General features: G+C 58.2%; 14 protein-coding genes and 1 pseudogene. 6 read left to right on the top strand and 9 right to left on the bottom strand.

Annotated features, from left to right (window positions below; genetic code table 11):
- The first annotated feature begins 161 nt into the window (after positions 1 to 161).
- Positions 162 to 404, top strand: coding sequence for a hypothetical protein (locus VNV36_RS12950; RefSeq protein WP_325718100.1), 243 nt, complete (start codon positions 162 to 164; stop codon positions 402 to 404).
- A gap of 10 nt (positions 405 to 414) precedes the next feature.
- On the opposite strand, the gene VNV36_RS12945 is transcribed toward VNV36_RS12950, so the two are convergent.
- Positions 415 to 1,326: a magnesium transporter CorA family protein gene (locus tag VNV36_RS12945; RefSeq protein ID WP_325718099.1), complete on the bottom strand. Its 912-nt coding sequence runs from the start codon at positions 1,324 to 1,326 to the stop codon at positions 415 to 417.
- 3 nt (positions 1,327 to 1,329) lie between these two features.
- Positions 1,330 to 2,910 (bottom strand): annotated as a pseudogene (locus VNV36_RS12940) (RimK family ATP-grasp domain-containing protein).
- A 94-nt stretch (positions 2,911 to 3,004) separates the two neighbouring features.
- On the opposite strand from VNV36_RS12940, the gene VNV36_RS12935 reads away from it, so the two are divergent.
- The gene (locus VNV36_RS12935; RefSeq protein ID WP_325718098.1) at positions 3,005 to 4,099 is read left to right on the top strand and encodes a GNAT family N-acetyltransferase/peptidase C39 family protein; all 1,095 of its coding nucleotides are present in this window, start codon (positions 3,005 to 3,007) and stop codon (positions 4,097 to 4,099) included.
- 31 nt (positions 4,100 to 4,130) lie between these two features.
- Here VNV36_RS12935 and VNV36_RS12930 read toward each other — a convergent pair whose 3' ends face one another.
- Positions 4,131 to 5,693 carry a sensor domain-containing diguanylate cyclase gene (locus tag VNV36_RS12930; RefSeq protein WP_414705510.1) on the bottom strand — a complete coding sequence of 521 codons (1,563 nt, stop codon included), beginning with the start codon at positions 5,691 to 5,693 and terminating at the stop codon, positions 4,131 to 4,133.
- A 166-nt stretch (positions 5,694 to 5,859) separates the two neighbouring features.
- Here VNV36_RS12930 and VNV36_RS12925 point away from each other — a divergent pair, with 166 nt between their 5' ends.
- Complete coding sequence (locus tag VNV36_RS12925) at positions 5,860 to 6,291, top strand: HhH-GDP family DNA glycosylase (RefSeq protein WP_325718160.1); 432 nt, start codon at positions 5,860 to 5,862, stop codon at positions 6,289 to 6,291.
- A 196-nt stretch (positions 6,292 to 6,487) separates the two neighbouring features.
- Here the strand turns inward: VNV36_RS12925 and VNV36_RS12920 are convergent, their stop codons facing one another.
- The 3 genes from VNV36_RS12920 to VNV36_RS12910 form a co-directional block, all read right to left on the bottom strand.
- Positions 6,488 to 6,787, bottom strand: a complete 300-nt coding sequence (locus tag VNV36_RS12920; RefSeq protein ID WP_325718097.1) for a hypothetical protein — start codon at positions 6,785 to 6,787, stop codon at positions 6,488 to 6,490.
- A gap of 52 nt (positions 6,788 to 6,839) precedes the next feature.
- Positions 6,840 to 7,721, bottom strand: coding sequence for a manganese catalase family protein (locus VNV36_RS12915; protein WP_325718159.1), 882 nt, complete (start codon positions 7,719 to 7,721; stop codon positions 6,840 to 6,842).
- Positions 7,722 to 7,953: 232 nt separating this feature from the next.
- Entirely contained in the window at positions 7,954 to 9,495 is a 1,542-nt protein-coding gene (locus VNV36_RS12910; protein ID WP_325718096.1) for a methyltransferase regulatory domain-containing protein, read from the bottom strand.
- An 806-nt stretch (positions 9,496 to 10,301) separates the two neighbouring features.
- Here VNV36_RS12910 and VNV36_RS12905 point away from each other — a divergent pair.
- Positions 10,302 to 10,601: a hypothetical protein gene (locus VNV36_RS12905; RefSeq protein WP_325718095.1), complete on the top strand. Its 300-nt coding sequence runs from the start codon at positions 10,302 to 10,304 to the stop codon at positions 10,599 to 10,601.
- Positions 10,602 to 10,673: 72 nt separating this feature from the next.
- Here VNV36_RS12905 and VNV36_RS12900 read toward each other — a convergent pair whose 3' ends face one another.
- A complete protein-coding gene (locus tag VNV36_RS12900) occupies positions 10,674 to 11,576 on the bottom strand; it encodes a bestrophin family protein (protein ID WP_325718094.1) in 903 nt (300 codons plus the stop codon).
- Positions 11,577 to 11,807: 231 nt separating this feature from the next.
- Between VNV36_RS12900 and VNV36_RS12895 the strand changes: the two genes are divergently transcribed.
- A complete protein-coding gene (locus VNV36_RS12895) occupies positions 11,808 to 12,200 on the top strand; it encodes a RidA family protein (RefSeq protein WP_325718093.1) in 393 nt (130 codons plus the stop codon).
- 103 nt (positions 12,201 to 12,303) lie between these two features.
- Here the strand turns inward: VNV36_RS12895 and VNV36_RS12890 are convergent, their stop codons facing one another.
- Together VNV36_RS12890 and VNV36_RS12885 are read right to left on the bottom strand one after the other, a co-directional pair.
- Positions 12,304 to 12,666 carry a DUF6124 family protein gene (locus VNV36_RS12890; RefSeq protein WP_325718092.1) on the bottom strand — a complete coding sequence of 121 codons (363 nt, stop codon included), beginning with the start codon at positions 12,664 to 12,666 and terminating at the stop codon, positions 12,304 to 12,306.
- Positions 12,667 to 13,032: 366 nt separating this feature from the next.
- Positions 13,033 to 14,145 (bottom strand): SMP-30/gluconolactonase/LRE family protein, encoded by a 1,113-nt coding sequence (locus VNV36_RS12885; protein ID WP_325718091.1) that lies wholly within the window; start codon positions 14,143 to 14,145, stop codon positions 13,033 to 13,035.
- A 199-nt stretch (positions 14,146 to 14,344) separates the two neighbouring features.
- Here VNV36_RS12885 and VNV36_RS12880 point away from each other — a divergent pair, with 199 nt between their 5' ends.
- Positions 14,345 to 14,971: a TetR/AcrR family transcriptional regulator gene (locus tag VNV36_RS12880; protein ID WP_325718090.1), complete on the top strand. Its 627-nt coding sequence runs from the start codon at positions 14,345 to 14,347 to the stop codon at positions 14,969 to 14,971.
- Positions 14,972 to 15,074 lie beyond the last annotated feature (103 nt).

Below are 15,074 nucleotides of genomic sequence, written 5' to 3'. Positions count from 1 at the left end.
GCCAGTCCTTAGCTGTGGTCAGCTGTTATGGAGAGTTAAGAAGAGGACGCCTGGCTGCGCAAAAAGTTTGCCCGGGAACGCAAAATGGCAGGCAAGTTGAACTAAAAGCTGACCGTCGCGTCAGGATAAACAGTGCCTTTCCCACCGACGCGGACGACATCATGTACACCTACCACATCGAATACCGTTTCAACGGCGAGCATCGTACCTATAAGCCTGAGCTCAAGGAGGCGCAACTGGCCGATCACGAAGCCGCGATGCATCTGCTGGAACTGCATCTGGGCGATGCTGAAAACAGCCTGGTGATGCCAACGGCGGATTCGACATCGGAGCAGATTCTTGAGCAGGCCGAGCGGGTAGGGCTGACGGATATTCGGGTGGTCGACCAGCCAGTTGATGGCTGATCTCAAGCCGTTATGCCATGCGCCGCAGCGCGACAACCATCCCTGCCCCCATAAGGCCCATGCAGGCGATAAGCAGGGGAAAGGATATCCACCACGCGACGCCCGCCGTCATCATGCTGAACTCGGACATGCCGCCGATGCTGGCAATCAGGTTCAAGGGCAGAAATACCACGTTGATCAGCGTGAGCTTGCGCAGGGCTCGATTCATGCTGTTGTTGGCGAGGTTGCCGTGGGACTCGATCAGGTTGGCGAACACCTTCGCGTGAATCCTGGCCTGCTGATAGCTCTGTTCGTTTTCTACTATCAGATCATTCAGCGAATCGAGCTGAGCATCGGTGAAACCCTGGCGCTGGCCGTGGTTGCGCAGCAGGGTCAGCACCGCGCCATTGCCTTGAATCGCATTGACGTAATACACGAGGCTTTCGCTCAGGTTGTACATCTGGGCCAGGTGCTCGTTGTCCATCGCTCGGGTGAATTGCTGCTGCATTTCCCGAGCAATCTGTTTAACCACCCGCAAGTGCCCGAGGTAGTGGTGAACGCTTTCAGCGAGTAGCGCCATCAACACGTCCAGCGGACCGGTCATGTGCGGGTCGTGCTCTAGACTGGCGAGCAGGGCGTTGCTCGCACAAATCACCACCAGGCGCTTTTCGCTCAACACCACGCCGAACGACGCGACGTTGAATGCGCGCCCATCGAAGCTTTCGGGGCGCTTCCAGATCAGGAACAGGTAATCCGCTTTGATTTCAATGCGAGCCACCTCGTCCGGGTCCAGAGACGATTCGAGCACTTGCATGCCAACGCCAAAGCGTGTCTGCAGCGTTGCCTGCTCGGTGGCGTTCGGGGCAACGACCAGCCAGATAGTCGCGTCGTCTTCAGCTGCCTCGCACAGTGCGCCGCGATCAATGCAATACCCTTCAATCATCGCTCACCACGCCTGGCCACGGTGTTTGAGTTCCAGCCTCTGCGTGAAGGCCTGCAGCACGCGCCGATACAGTTCATCACCCAGCACCGCGTCTTCTATCCCGGCGTCGAGATTGGGATTGTCGTTCACTTCGATGACCAGTACCCGGTCCCCCGCCTGCTTGAGGTCGACGCCGTACAGGCCATCGCCTATAAGCCGAGCCGTTTGCACGGCAAGCTGCACGACTCCGGGCGGGGCCTAGTCGACGGGCACTGCCTCGCACAGGCCGTTGATCTCCCCGGGGAGTGCCTTGTGGTTGTAAATCTGCCAGTGTCCCTTGGACATGAAGTACCGGCAGGCGTAAAGCGCCTCGCCGTTGAGCACCCCGACGCGCCAGTCGTATTCGGTATAACAGTATTCCTGGGCAAGCAGCAGGACCGAGTGTTCGAACAGTTCCTGTGCGGCAGTGGCCAGCGCCTGCGCATCGGTCACCTTGATTACGCCACGCGAAAAACAGCCATCGGGGATTTTCAATACCAGGGGAAAACCCAGGCGACGCCCGACGTTTTCAAGTTCCTGCGGACGATCCTTGTAGAGAATTTCCGTTACCGGCATACCCAGCCCACGACGTTTGAGCAGGTCGGCCAGGTAAACCTTGTTGGTACAGCGCAGGATCGATGACGGATCGTCAATGACCACCAGACCTTCGCTTTCAGCCTTCTTTGCAAACCGGTAGGTATGATCATCCACCCGCGTTGTCTCGCGGATAAACAGCGCGTCGAATTCGGCGAGTCGCGCGTAATCCTTCTTCTCGATCAGCTCAACATCAATGCCCATCTGTTCGCCCGCTGCGATGAACCGCTGCAAGGCCGCAGGGTTGGAGGGCGGCAGTGCTTCGTCGGGATCATGCAGAATGGCCAGGTCGTATCGGGCAACGCGTTTGGAAGCGGGCTGGCGCCATGTTCTGCGGTTGAAAGCATCCAGCGCATCGGCGAAAACATGTTGTTGCTCGTCGCGAAGCTTGTGCAGTGCTCCAGCCTTGATGCCCGCGATCTGCCAGGTTTCACCACGGCGGAATTCCACCAGCAGGATGGGGCAGGGGAACGCTTCGAACAGCTGACGACCGATCTCTTGCAGCGATGCAATCGAGGCCTTGCCAAAGTACAACGACAGCGTGAAGGCTTCCGTCTCGCCGTACGGGTGGTTGGCCAGCGCCCGTTCCAGGGTGCGTTGCAGATCATTCAACCCGACCCCGTAAAGCGCTTTGCGGGTCAGCTCGCTGACGGTGCGCACCGAGGGGAAAACCTTGTGGCCGCGCGCTTCGGCCAGCAGTGAGCAGTAGTACCCCTGGCCGAGGTATTTGTAGTTGCGGCAGAGATTGATGACCTGTGTGCGATGAGGAAAATCATCGCTGTGTTCAAGGTAGTCCTGAGCCAGCATCAGGCTCTCACTGGGCAGATAACCGGCCCAGTCCTCCTTGCGCTCGACGAGTAACAGCATTCGACTTCCCGAGGGTTTGCTACTGGGAGGTTCCTCGCTGAGGGAGATTGTCGGATGCTCGGTTTTGTCTAATACTTCGTTCACGTTGGCTTGCACCGCTGACATGAGTAATGGATCCCTGTTGAAGAAGACGCCGCTTCAATAAATCACGGGGCACTGAACCTGTCCCGGTTCGTTACTCAAAAATTACGGTGTTGCCATGTCTTTTGATTTTCGCTTTGCATCGATGGACGATATCGATGGTCTGGTCGCGTTGGAGCAGGACTGTTTCACCTCCGACCGATTGAATCAGCGCAACTTCAGCTGGATGCTCAGTCGCGCCAACGCGTCTGTGATCGTCGCCACCACAGACGCAACGCTTGTGGGTTATGCCTTGGTGCTGTTTCACCGTGGAACCTCGCTTGGGCGTTTGTATTCCATCGCCGTCAGCCCTGCCTGGCGCGGGCAAAATCTTGGCCAGCGCCTGCTCGACGAGGCCCAGGCCTGCGCGTTAGCGCGCAATTGCGCATGGCTTCGGCTGGAAGTGCGCGCCGACAACCCGGCCGCCATTCGCCTTTACGAAGCCAATGGCTATCAGCGCTTCGCCACTGTCGAGGACTATTACGAGGACCATGCCGAAGCGTTGCGTTACGAGAAACGCATCCTGCGCGAAACGCCACCGCCCGCACGGCAAGTGCCGTTTTACCAGCAGACCACCGAGTTCACCTGCGGCGCCGCGTGCTTGCTGATGGCAATGGCCGCCATCGACTCGACCCGGTGCATGACTCGCGCAGAGGAAATCCAGTTGTGGCGCGAGGCAACCACCATTTTCATGACGGCGGGACACGGTGGCTGCAGTCCTCAGGGCCTGGCGCTGGCGGCCTGGCGGCGCGGTTTCGATGTGCGCCTGGAGGTCAGCCACGAAGGCTCGCTGTTTCTCCAGGGCGTACGCAGCCCGGAGAAAAAAACCATCATGCAGCTGGTCGAGGAGGGTTTTGCCCACGACCTGGCTGCCACGCAAGTAGCGCAGGTGCTGGCTTCGACTTTGGATATCGCTGCTGCATTGGCCGCGGGGTACAAACCCGTGGTGCTGATCAGCAGCTACCGTTTCACCCGTCTGAAAGCGCCACACTGGGTGATCATCACCGGCTGCGATGAGGACTTCGTTTATCTGCACGATCCCGATGTCGATCACAGTAAGCTCAAACGCGGCATGGACTGTCAGCACTTGCCAGTCAGTCACCAGGAATTCCATCGCATGACCGTGTTTGGAGTACAGCGCGTTCGCGCTGCCGTGATGTTGCGCGCCCGTTGAAGGCGCGGGGGCTGGAAGTCTGCAGTGTCTGCTACGCGTCTTCGCCCGCGCAGTACCGATCCCGACCTTTCTGCTTTGCCATATAAAGCATCTTGTCCGCCGACTCGATCAGGAATGCCGGGGTCACGTCCTCTTCGCCAGGTTTGCCGACCGCAATACCTGCGCTGGCCGTGACGTGACCTTGCGGATGAGCGATGTGCTCGATGCCCAGCGACCGAATGGCCTCGAGTATCGCTTGAGCGACAAGGGCTGCCCCGCGGATATCGGTATTGGGCAGCAACACGGAAAACTCTTCTCCGCCGTACCTGACTGGTAGATCGCCTGGCCGTTTTACCGCTTGCGAAATCGCTTGGCCGACCGCGCTCAGGCAATCGTCTCCCGCCGCGTGCCCATAGGTATCGTTGTAGAGTTTGAAGTGATCGACATCGATCATGATCAACGACAGGGACGAACCCTGCCGTCTGGCCAAGCGAATCTCATCGAGCAGCGCCGTGTCCAGCCGTCGACGATTGGCCAGTCCGGTGAGGCTGTCGGTCAGTGCCATGTCCTTCATGGCCTGGTGCGCCCGACGCAAGTCCTTTTCCATCACCATCCTCTGGCGCAACTGCTTCAATACGATCAACCCGAAAACCGTGAATGCAGAGATAACGGACAACAGAACGAATCCGGTTTTGATCAGATCCCAACGCCAGGGCGCAATGATCGATTCACGGGAAAGTCCGGTTTCCACAACCAAGGGATAGGTGGTCAAGGCCCGGTAACCATACAAACGCTCAGTACCGTCGACGACGGCCTTGACCTCGGCGATGCCTTCGTTGGAAACCGGGAGGTAATTCCTGAAAATCGCACTGTCGGCAAGGCTCTGGCCGATAACGGAAGCGATAAAGGGGCGACGTACGAGGATGGTTCCGTCGCGTAGCGCAAGCACCAGTGCGCCCTTGTTGTCGATTTTGAAATCCCCGTAGTAGTCGACGAAATAACTGACCTTGATCGTCCCCAGCAGCACCCCTGCGAAGGAGCCATCAGGATTATTCAAACGCCGTGATATGGGGATGATCAGGTCGTCTGTGGATTTGCTCTTGACCACTTTACCGATACGAACGTTTCGGTCGGTATGGTTGCGGTGATATTGAAAGTAGTCGCGGTCGGCGTTGTTCGCCGGGTCTGGAATGACTTCCTTGTCGGTAACAATCCATTGCCCGTCCGGGCCATAAATGAACAGGCCATGCAACTGCGGCATCAGTTTGGCTTGCTGAACCAGCAGTTTATGGATGCGCGGTGCATTGATGTTTTGCAATCCGTCGCCCTCAAAGCGCTCGCCCAAGGCAGCGGTCAACACATCGACCTGGCGAATCGCGTCCTCGGCATGTTGCGCAGTGGCTCGAGCCAGGTTGGTGACCGAATCACGGGCGGACGAGAACGCGGAATGGTAGTCACGCCACGTCCGCCAGCCTTCCACCCCGAGGAAGGCCAGAATGACCGTCAGCATGAAGATCACTGTCAGGCGAAAGGCAGCAATGTCGTTTACAGCTTTGATGGGAGCAGTTTCTACGGCGTCATGCCCGTGCTTGTCGGGCAGTTTGCGACCGAGCATATAAGGGTCCTTATGCGTGTCATCTCTCATCTACTCAAAGATGACCTCGCTTTGCCGTTGGGGATTCAATTTATTGCCCGACGCAGCGCCAGGTCTGGCTATTGGATCGTTCGCGGTGTTGTCGGGTCAACATGCGTATTGGACGCGCTGCCTGGAGGTGAGACCGGTGAGCAAAATCATCACGGCCCGTGACTTGAACATCGACCTGCGAGACGCCAATGAGACCGGCCTGTTCAAATGGCTACTGGCCAGTTTTTTGATGGGCAAGAGAATTCAGGGCGCGATTGCTGCCACGGCGTATCAGGTCATAGTAGAGCAGCATCGTAAGGATAACGCGCAAAAGCTTGCGCAATGCACGCACCGCCAATTGGTGTCGATGCTGGGGCAGGCTCGATATGTGCGTTACGACGAGAGTACCGCGTCGCGATTGCTTGCCTTGGCCAACAAGCTCAACAGCGAGTATGCCGGCAAGGTCAGCAACGTCGTGGCTGCGAGCGCTGACTGTAAGGCGCTGGAGAAGCGCCTGTCCGCGTTCGAAGGGATTGGACCGAAAACCATCGAGATCTTTATGCGCGAAGCAGCCTCCGTGCTGTTCTGAATGCTCGGGTGATTCACGTTCCCGTTACACAGAAATGCAACGCTCACAGCGAAATGAATCTTCCTGCAAATTCGCTCAAGAGGATCAGCGTACCGGCCGCGAATATCGCGCAACCCACCAAAAACGAAAGGCCAGGCGCGAACATCAGCCTTGTTGGAAAACCTGGGTTTTTGTGAGATCTCATGTCACGCTCCCTTTACTGGTGAAAATATTCCGCAACGTCCATCGATTTGCTCTGCGCCGCGGCACGCTCGGCAACCAGAGGCATGGCCGGCAAGACGGTGCTGGTTTGCGCATGCGAATCCCATGGGTTGCTTGTGTCTTCATCCGCAAAATTATTCGGAAGCAGCGTGCCCATACCGAAAACATTTACCGCCATGCTGACCCTCAGTCCTCGACAGGCCTGTTTGCAATCGAGCTCAAAACCAGCAGACGCTTGCTCCATCAGATGCTCGAAATGATCAGCGGTCAGCGCAGAAACTTTGGTGTCTTTCATAGGGTTCACCTTGAGCATGGGGCGACCCCAGTGCGGGGCCGCCAAACTGAGGTCAGATATCCTTGCCTTGCACATAACCTGAACCCAGGTCAGCACCGGTAACCGGCTCGCTGAGCGGATCAGATGCCGTGCGTGCCTTCATCGCTTCCAGCACTTCTACGTCCTCGGCAGGCAGACTCACCGTCGCCAGCCCATCGCCGCCGTCGACCGCCGGCTCGGGGCTTTCCACGTATTCCCATGCGCCACCCTCGTTCCACGGGCCTCGCACGTTCGGCTCGCCCGACATGTTGAAGTACTTGTTGGTGAACTCGGGCATGCCTGGAAGCTTGCCCTGCGGGAAGTTCGGCTGGATCGAATGCAGTGCTTTCTCGAACGATTGCTGATGCGCAATTTCGCGCGTCATCAAAAAGCCAAGCGCCTCTTTTACGCCTGGGTCATCGGTGATGTTGATCAAGCGTTCGTAGAGAATTTTTGCCCGTGCTTCCGCTGCGATATTGGAACGGAAATCGGCGGTAGGTTCAGTGATCGAATCAACGTACGCCGCCGTCCAAGGCACACCTGCCGAATTGACCAGAGGTGCGCCTGCACCGTAAAGCAGGCTGGTGATGTGCGAGTCGTTACCGGCGCCATTCAGGGCTCGGTAGAGTTCACCTTCCTCCTGAACGCCTTCGGCAAGTTGACCCTTGGCGCCCCTGTTGAGCATCACGATGATCGAGCCGACGACCTCCAGGTGACTCAGTTCCTCAGTGGCAATATCCAGCAGAAGGTCTTTTCGCCCTGGATCTTCCTCAGCCAGAGCCTGGGTGAAATAGCGCGCTGCCGCAGCCAGTTCGCCGTTGGCGCCGCCGAATTGTTCCAGAAGCAGATTGGCCAGACCCGGATTGGGTTCGGCAACTCGGACGGTGTATTGAAGTCGCTTGTTATGTATGAACATCAAAAACTCCTCAGACCAGGCTGTCGCGCATTCGCCCTTGGTGGGCGTTGGCGCATGCATAGTTGTGAGGCGTGGGCGGAGCAGAAATTTAGTTTATTGCTGAGGAGCTGGACGGGCGGTATAGCGCCGAAAGTTCAAGAAACAGGACGGTTGGTAAAGCTTTGAATTTTGGCGTTGAATCAGAAACGCGGGCAGCGCCAGAGAGTTCTGGCCTGCCCGCGCAACTTGGCCGTCAGGCAATTTTCAGTGCTTTGAGCACCGGCAATGATTGCTCGGCAAACACCTGCGCCTGTTCGGTCAGTTCGGCGATGTTCGCTTCGGCGGTAAGCAACGGCTGCCCATCCTTGATGAGCACCTCGCCTTGTTCGCTGATCACGCCCCACGCCAGTTGTGCCCATTCGGCCGGGTGCTGTTTGCCTTGCTTGCTCGAAATCAGGAACAGCTGCTGGAAGCGGCTGACCGTCACGCCACCGCCTGTAACCGGGCTGGCCAGCGTCTGGATATTGGCACCGTACAGCGAGCGTTTGCACAGTTGCAGGTTGAGGGCGGCGCAGCGTCCGCTGACCTGCGCTTCGGCAGCCTCGCTCTGGCACGGCGCGACAGCGCCCATGCCGATCAGTACCGCGAGCGCTTGCTCGAGGTCGTCGTAAGTCAGCGGATTTGCTTCGGACAGCAAGTGGCGCATCGATTTGGCGGCATAGTCCTGAGCTGCCAGCGCGTCGAGTACCGGATTGTAAATCTCCGGTTGCAGCGTCGCTTCACCAGCAGGGCCGGTGACCGAGGCGGCTACGGTGTGCACGGGTTGCAGCAGGACGAAACGGCTGTGAAGCATTCTTGCGCGACGTTCGGCTGCGGATAGCCGCGTCGCGCCACGCACGTACAGATCGCGGCGGAAGTGCTGATTGACGAAGTAGTCGCGCGCTTGTTCGCGCATGATCGGGTGTTCGATGGTTTCCAGAAAATCCATGCCTTCGGCGCTCAGGTTGAGCGGATCGACCGAGTCCAGCGGCACCGCCGTGGTGGCGTAGTCGAGTTTGGCCGGGGCGAGGGCGTCGACCATGTCGGCGAAATACATGCAGTTCCAGTCGCGATTGAAGTATTCGTGAGCGACGTAATGGCGATCCTGGCCTTTGATGCTCTGCAGCCGCGCGCCCAGGCTCGGTGCCGCCGCAGCATATTTCGGGTTGGCCGCGAGCAACGCTTCGGAAAATTGCAGGGCGGCGTCGATACGCTGATCGGAGCGCGACGAGGCGTTGGCGAAACGGTCGTGCAGGCTGAACAGATTGCGCAGCGGCGCCGAGGGTGACCAACCGGGAAAGCAGTTGTAGCTGACATAGAGCATGCCGCCCGGTTTGAGGTGACGACGGGCGAATTCGACGATCAATTTCTGGTTGTCGCGGCTGACCCAGGTCCAGATGCCATGCAGGCTGATGCTGTCGAATTGCGGCAGATCGGTGCGCGCCAACAGTTGTTCGAAACTGTCGTCGTAGAGTCGGGCGCCATTGTTGGCGGCAGCGGCGAGGTCGATGGCATGGGCGGCCATGCCCGGGTGGAAATCCGTGCCGACAAACGCACCCGGATTGGCCGTCGCGTGGATGTTGACCGATACGCCCTGACCAAAACCCAGTTCGCAGTGCACGCCATCGCTGCTTTCCAGACTGGCAAAGCCGCGCAACAACAGGCAGTAACGCTGGAATACCGGATTGATCTCCCGGCTATAGCTGTAGGTGTAGCCTTCGTCGGTGAAATAACCTTCGTTCCAGGCGTTGCTCATGGGGACAGCCTCTTGTTCTTGGGGGGAGTGGCAGTCTTATAAAGGGTTGTGATTGCGCGCGACAAGCAGAAAAACCGGATACTTTCCCGACCCCGCTGTACTCGGCGCCCTGGAAGTGGGGCCCATCAAGCGCGACGCTGTAACTGTGGCGAGGGAGCTTGCTCCCGCTGGACTGCGCAGCAGTCCCGTTTTCAGGGCCGCTTCGCGACCCAGCGGGAGCAAGCTCCCTCGCCACGGAATCATTTTCTGCCTCAGGCATGCTGAGCCCATGTGTACTGCTTGGTGGTGGTGACAGCCACGGTTTCAATGGTGGGCTTAAAGCCAGTGACGCGTTCTGACCGCTACGAGCCCATCAAGCGCGACGCTGTAACTGTGGCGAGGGAGCTTGCTCCCGCTGGACTGCGCAGCAGTCCCGATTCAGGGGCCGCTTCGCGACCCAGCGGGAGCCAGCTCCCTCGCCACAGAATCATTTTCTGCCTCAGGCATGCTGAGCCCACGTGTACTGCTTGGTGGTGGTGACAGCCGCGGTTTCAATGGTGAACTTAAATCCAGTGACGCGTTTTGACCGCTACGAGCCCATCAAGCACGACGCTGTAACCGTGGCGAGGGAGCTTGCTCCCGCTGGACTGCGCAGCAGTCCCGTTTTCAGGGCCGCTTGGCGACCCAGCGGGAGCAAGCTCCCTCGCCACAGATTACTTTCTGCCCCAGGCGTGTTGAGGCCGCGAGGATTGCTTGGTGGTGGTGAGGAACGACACGCTATGCCTGCAAGTCGTACCTGTACACGAACATTTGGAAGGAACGGCGCGATGGATAAGACAATTACCGTGGACCAACTGGCTACCACTGACCTTGGATCAATCAACGAGATATGGCTCGGCGGGACCCATACCCAGTTATGCCTATGGCGGGGTGAGCAGGTCTTCACCCACGAAATGCTCAGCGAGGGTACCCATGATCAGAATGTCCGACGCCTGTGCTTGCAGTTGGTTGATCCTGACGATCAGGCCGCAGTGGCCCGCGTTGAGGTGATCGCCCGCGAGCGGCTAAAAGAACTGGGGAAGGAGGGCGAGTTTTATCCGGCTGAGGAGGCGGACACTTATCAATAAGTGCTCTGCAGCTCTTACTAAAGAAGTGGGGATCGGCCAGTCATCTTTCTGATGGTGACCGATCACTGCACCTCAAGCGTGCTCTTCAAGCCTGCGCACATCACCCAACGAATCACGTTGCATCGACTGCAAATTCTTTTCGATGGTTTCGCACAGCGCTTCCATCTGAATCTGGTGTTCGCTGTGGCGGAAAGGACTCTGCAGATCGGTGCCGATGCGCTCGATGGCCAGCAGCATGAACCCCACCACGGTCGATGCCAGTGGCGTGAACCAGCCCAGTGACTCCACCAGTCCCACCGGCACGATCAGGCAGAACAACGAAATAAACAGCCTTGGAAAGTACACGTAAGGGTAGGGCAGCGGCGTATTGGCGATCCGCTCCATGCCGCCCTGACTGTTGGACAGGTCTACCAGTGTCGATTCAAGCCGCGCCAGACGAATACTGTCCAGATGCCCGGCCTTGTATTCACGAGCGAGCAAGGTCGCCGAGCCGGTGAGGATATCGTTGGCAAAGTTGTTGGTCGTGCCACTGCGGGCGAACTCTTCGGCGGGAATGAATGCCCGCACCTCCTCGGGACACGGTTGGCCTTGCAGATGCGCGGCGAGGCAATTCACATAGGCGACGTGACGGCGCAACAGCGTCGACTTGACTGGATTGACCTCGCTGCCCGTGTCGTCCAGCAGTGTCAGAACCTGCCGGGCGAAGCTGCGGGAATTGTTGATCATCGACCCCCACAGCGTCCGCGCTTCCCACCAGCGGTTGTAAGCGCTGCTGTTGCGAAAACTGATCAACACGATCAACGCCGAGCCGAGCAAGGTCAGCGGCATCAGCGGCAGGTTCAGCTTGGCGTTGAGAAACAGCATGAAATCCACCGTGACGGCGATGTCCCAGAGCAACAGCCAGAACAAAGCCCAACCCACGTAGCCCAGGGTTTTGATGATCAGACGGTATTTTTTGACGATGGCAGCTTTCAAACGGAAACCTCGTGGCCAGCAGTTAGCTTAAACGCTTAAGCTCGGACGATGCTTGAGGGCAAAGGTTCGCTTCTGGCAGAGAGTCTGACCTCGTTGGCGGTCGGAAAGCCGTCGGCGTGCGCTTGGCACACCTGCCCGTGTTTGATGGATTAATGAGCATTGAGCCGAGTGGACGCCGCTCTGGCGCCTGGGTTAGCTTTCGTATCCGTTCAGGTTTTGGGCTCAACAACCATGATTGATCGTCAGATCATTGTTCCAGATGGCATGAGATTGCTCTGCGAGCGTGCGGGTTATGCACCCGCTGTAAAGGTCGGAAAGACGCTCTACTGCGCTGGACAGGTAGGCCGGACACCGGATCTATCGATTATCGAAGACCCTGAGCAGCAGTTTCTAGCCGCGTGGGCCAATCTCCGGCTTGTCCTGGAGGCCGGTGGCTGCGACTTTGAAGACGTCGTTGAAATGACGACTTATCACGTCGATATGCAGCGCCATATGCCCATTTTCAGACGCGTGAAGGATGCAGTCTTTCCCAGGGGCACTTGTGCATGGACTTGTATCGGTGTCAGTGAACTGGCCCGCCCCGGCCTCCTTGTGGAGATCAAATGCGTCGCCGTAGCGCGATAATCTTCCATGGTCAGTGATTATCAAAATCCTGGGCGGGTGACATTCATGCAACGAACGGCGGCGAGTCAGCAGGAAATGACCGCCGCCAGATCGAGGCGAATGCCTACTCCACCGGCACGACGTTATCCAACGCCTGATTAACGGCCAGCTCGCCGAGCATCACTACTTGCGCGATACCTTGCAGGGTTTTCCGAGCAGATCCTTCAACCAGTCCGATCACATCACCCAGCATCACCGAGGCCGAGCCCAGTGATTCACTGGCGTTGACCAGCAATTCTTCAGTCGCGGTTTTCGGGTTGGCGATAAACATGCTACTGGTTTGGTAGGGCGTGGTTTTGATGGCGTCGGCGGGTTGGAGGTAGTGGTCGAGGGCGCGGTCGGCGGCTTCGTGAAGTTTTCTGGAATCGAGGGATTCGTAGGGGGAGGTAGGGTCGGTGGTCGGGGGATTTGGTGTGACTTTGAACATGATGTATCTCCTCATGCCGCTTAAAAGGAGCCATCACCCGCTCGCTACCAAACGATGGGTGGCGGCCATGCACAGGTTGGTAGACCGGGACACGAGGAAAACCGGCGCGCTCGAAAGCGCCCTGCGCATGACCACCATAAAATGCCAGGCGAAGACTTTCGCCAAATGATGATATTGCGCACCTCGAATACACGGGCTACCAAACCCGATCACTGTTTTCAGTGACCAGCCAACGATAGAACCCCGGCCCGAGGCGCACAAGCCGGCGGATTCTGGCGTAGTCGTAGGCAATGGCGCAAGGCGTCGTAGCTCGCTGGAGGTGCCTGTCTGGTTGGTTTACACGGCGTGTTTAAGAAATAGGGTTTTTTACAGTGCAAACGTGGCACCACGAGTATTCACAAACAGTGAGTAGATCGAGTGACTGCTGGCCATGAACAGTCGATTCCCTTCGCGCCCCCCGAAGCACAGGTTCGGGCAGCGTTCTGGCAGTGAAATGTGCCCGATGGCCTTGCCCTGCGAATTGAAAACGCGCACGCCGTCGAGTTTTTCCAGGTCGGCCCGGGGATCACCGTTGCCGCCCCAGCCGCACCACAGGTTGCCCGCTTCGTCGCATTTGATGCCGTCGATTGCGGCATAGTCCAGGCCCTCGATGTGCTTGCGGCGTTCGCCCAGTGTGCCGTCGTCGTTCACGGCAATCGCCCAGATCAGGCGATTGGGTTTGGCGCGACCTTCGACGACATACAGGGTTTTTTCATCGGGAGAGAAGCACAGGCCGTTGGGGCCGTTGAGGTCGTCGATCACCCGAGTGACTTTTTGGCTCTGGCCGTCGATGCGGTAAACGGCGTGGGGTTGCGTCGGGGTGATTTTGTGGCCTTCGTAGTTATTACCGGTCTGGAATGGCGGGTCGGTGAACCAGATCGATCCGTCACTTTTGCAGACGATGTCGTTGGGCGAGTTGAAGGGCTTGCCGTCGAAGCTGTCGGCCAGCACGGTGATCGAACCATTGAATTCAGTGCGCGTAATGCGGCGGCCCTCGCGGGTGGTGGTGGAGCCTTCGCAGACGATCAGCCGCCCTTGGCGATCGCGGCAAAGGCCGTTGGAGAAGTTCGAGTGCTCGCGGTACACCGTGAAGGTGTCGGTGATTTCGTCCCAGCGCATGATGCGATTGTTGGGGATGTCGCTGACCAATAAATAGCGGCCATCACCGACCCACACCGGCCCTTCGGCCCAGCGCATGCCGGTGGCGAGCTTTTCGACACTGGCGTTGAAAACACGTAGTTCGAGGAAGCTGTCGTCGAGGATGTGAACCAGTGGGTCAGGGTAGCGCTGACTCAAGGGTTCGGCGGCATCGGCGATTCGGGTCAGTGCGGCGCTGCCGACGGTGGCGAGTGTCGCGGAAACAGCGAGGGACTTTTTCAGGAAGCTGCGGCGGGTGTTGCCTGGGGCTGGGTCAAAGTATTCAGGCCGAGATGAGTCCATGTAGCGGTCTCCATGATTTTATTTTTGTTTAGGAGGCCTAGTAATACATCGTGATAAGACATCGTACAAGTGACACGCTCATACCCGGGGTTGCAAGTGCAACTTCGCGAGCCGGCTCGCTCCCACTGGTGTCTGGCTTGGCGATATCCATACAGCGCCACACGTTGTCAGTCCGCGGTCGGGTGAGTAAGCTGCCCACATGAATCAGACCTCCGTTTCCTCATCCTTCCCCGGCCCGCGTGGGCCAGTCGATCACGACATTCGTGATCAGATCGTCGCGGCTGCCAACGAGCATTTCAGCCAGTATGGCTACGCCAAGACCACGGTTTCCGACCTGGCCAAGGCGATCGGGTTTTCCAAGGCGTACATCTACAAGTTCTTCGATTCCAAACAGGCGATAGGCGAGGCCATCTGTGCCAACTGCCTGGCTCAGATCGTTGCGGCGGTCGAGCTGGCGATCAACGAAGAAAACCTGACGCCTACCGAGCGCTTCCGCCGCTTGGTAAAAACCGTGATCGCCACGGGGGTGAATCTGTTCTTCAACGACCGCAAGCTCTACGACATCGCAGCCTTTGCGGCTGGCGAGAATTGGCCGAGTGCGCAGCGTTACGATGCGCAAATCAAGCGCTTTATCACCGACATAGTCCGTGAAGGGCGCGAGGCGGGTGAGTTCGAGCGCAGGACGCCGCTGGACGAAACCGTCGAGTCGATCCACCTGGCGCTGCGGCCCTTCGTCAATCCACTCATGCTGCAACACAATCTGGATTTCATCGAGGTGGCACCCGCGCTGACCTCGAACCTCATCTTGCGTAGCTTGATGCCTTGACCCTCTGCTGATCCGAATACCCGGATCAGTTGCCCATGCCAGTTCCCGATCTCTACGCGACTGCATCGAGGCAACTTTTGAACGCCCAAAGCGTGACTGTTGA

The sequence above is a fragment of the Pseudomonas sp. genome, from assembly GCF_035554175.1.
Lineage (GTDB): Bacteria > Pseudomonadota > Gammaproteobacteria > Pseudomonadales > Pseudomonadaceae > Aquipseudomonas.
The sequence above is the reverse complement of the archived record's forward strand: the minus strand, read 5'-3'. Positions and strand labels throughout refer to the sequence as shown.

Coding starts and splice junctions, on each gene's coding strand:
- VNV36_RS12880 (WP_325718090.1), top strand. CDS start 14,345: ATGAATCAGACCTCCGTTTCCTCATCCTTCCCCGGCCCGCGTGGGCCA.
- VNV36_RS12945 (WP_325718099.1), bottom strand. CDS start 1,326: ATGATTGAAGGGTATTGCATTGATCGCGGCGCACTGTGCGAGGCAGCT.
- VNV36_RS12935 (WP_325718098.1), top strand. CDS start 3,005: ATGTCTTTTGATTTTCGCTTTGCATCGATGGACGATATCGATGGTCTG.
- VNV36_RS12910 (WP_325718096.1), bottom strand. CDS start 9,495: ATGAGCAACGCCTGGAACGAAGGTTATTTCACCGACGAAGGCTACACC.
- VNV36_RS12920 (WP_325718097.1), bottom strand. CDS start 6,787: ATGAAAGACACCAAAGTTTCTGCGCTGACCGCTGATCATTTCGAGCAT.
- VNV36_RS12885 (WP_325718091.1), bottom strand. CDS start 14,145: ATGGACTCATCTCGGCCTGAATACTTTGACCCAGCCCCAGGCAACACC.
- VNV36_RS12895 (WP_325718093.1), top strand. CDS start 11,808: ATGATTGATCGTCAGATCATTGTTCCAGATGGCATGAGATTGCTCTGC.
- VNV36_RS12950 (WP_325718100.1), top strand. CDS start 162: ATGTACACCTACCACATCGAATACCGTTTCAACGGCGAGCATCGTACC.
- VNV36_RS12930 (WP_414705510.1), bottom strand. CDS start 5,693: ATGCTCGGTCGCAAACTGCCCGACAAGCACGGGCATGACGCCGTAGAA.
- VNV36_RS12890 (WP_325718092.1), bottom strand. CDS start 12,666: ATGTTCAAAGTCACACCAAATCCCCCGACCACCGACCCTACCTCCCCC.
- VNV36_RS12905 (WP_325718095.1), top strand. CDS start 10,302: ATGGATAAGACAATTACCGTGGACCAACTGGCTACCACTGACCTTGGA.
- VNV36_RS12915 (WP_325718159.1), bottom strand. CDS start 7,721: ATGTTCATACATAACAAGCGACTTCAATACACCGTCCGAGTTGCCGAA.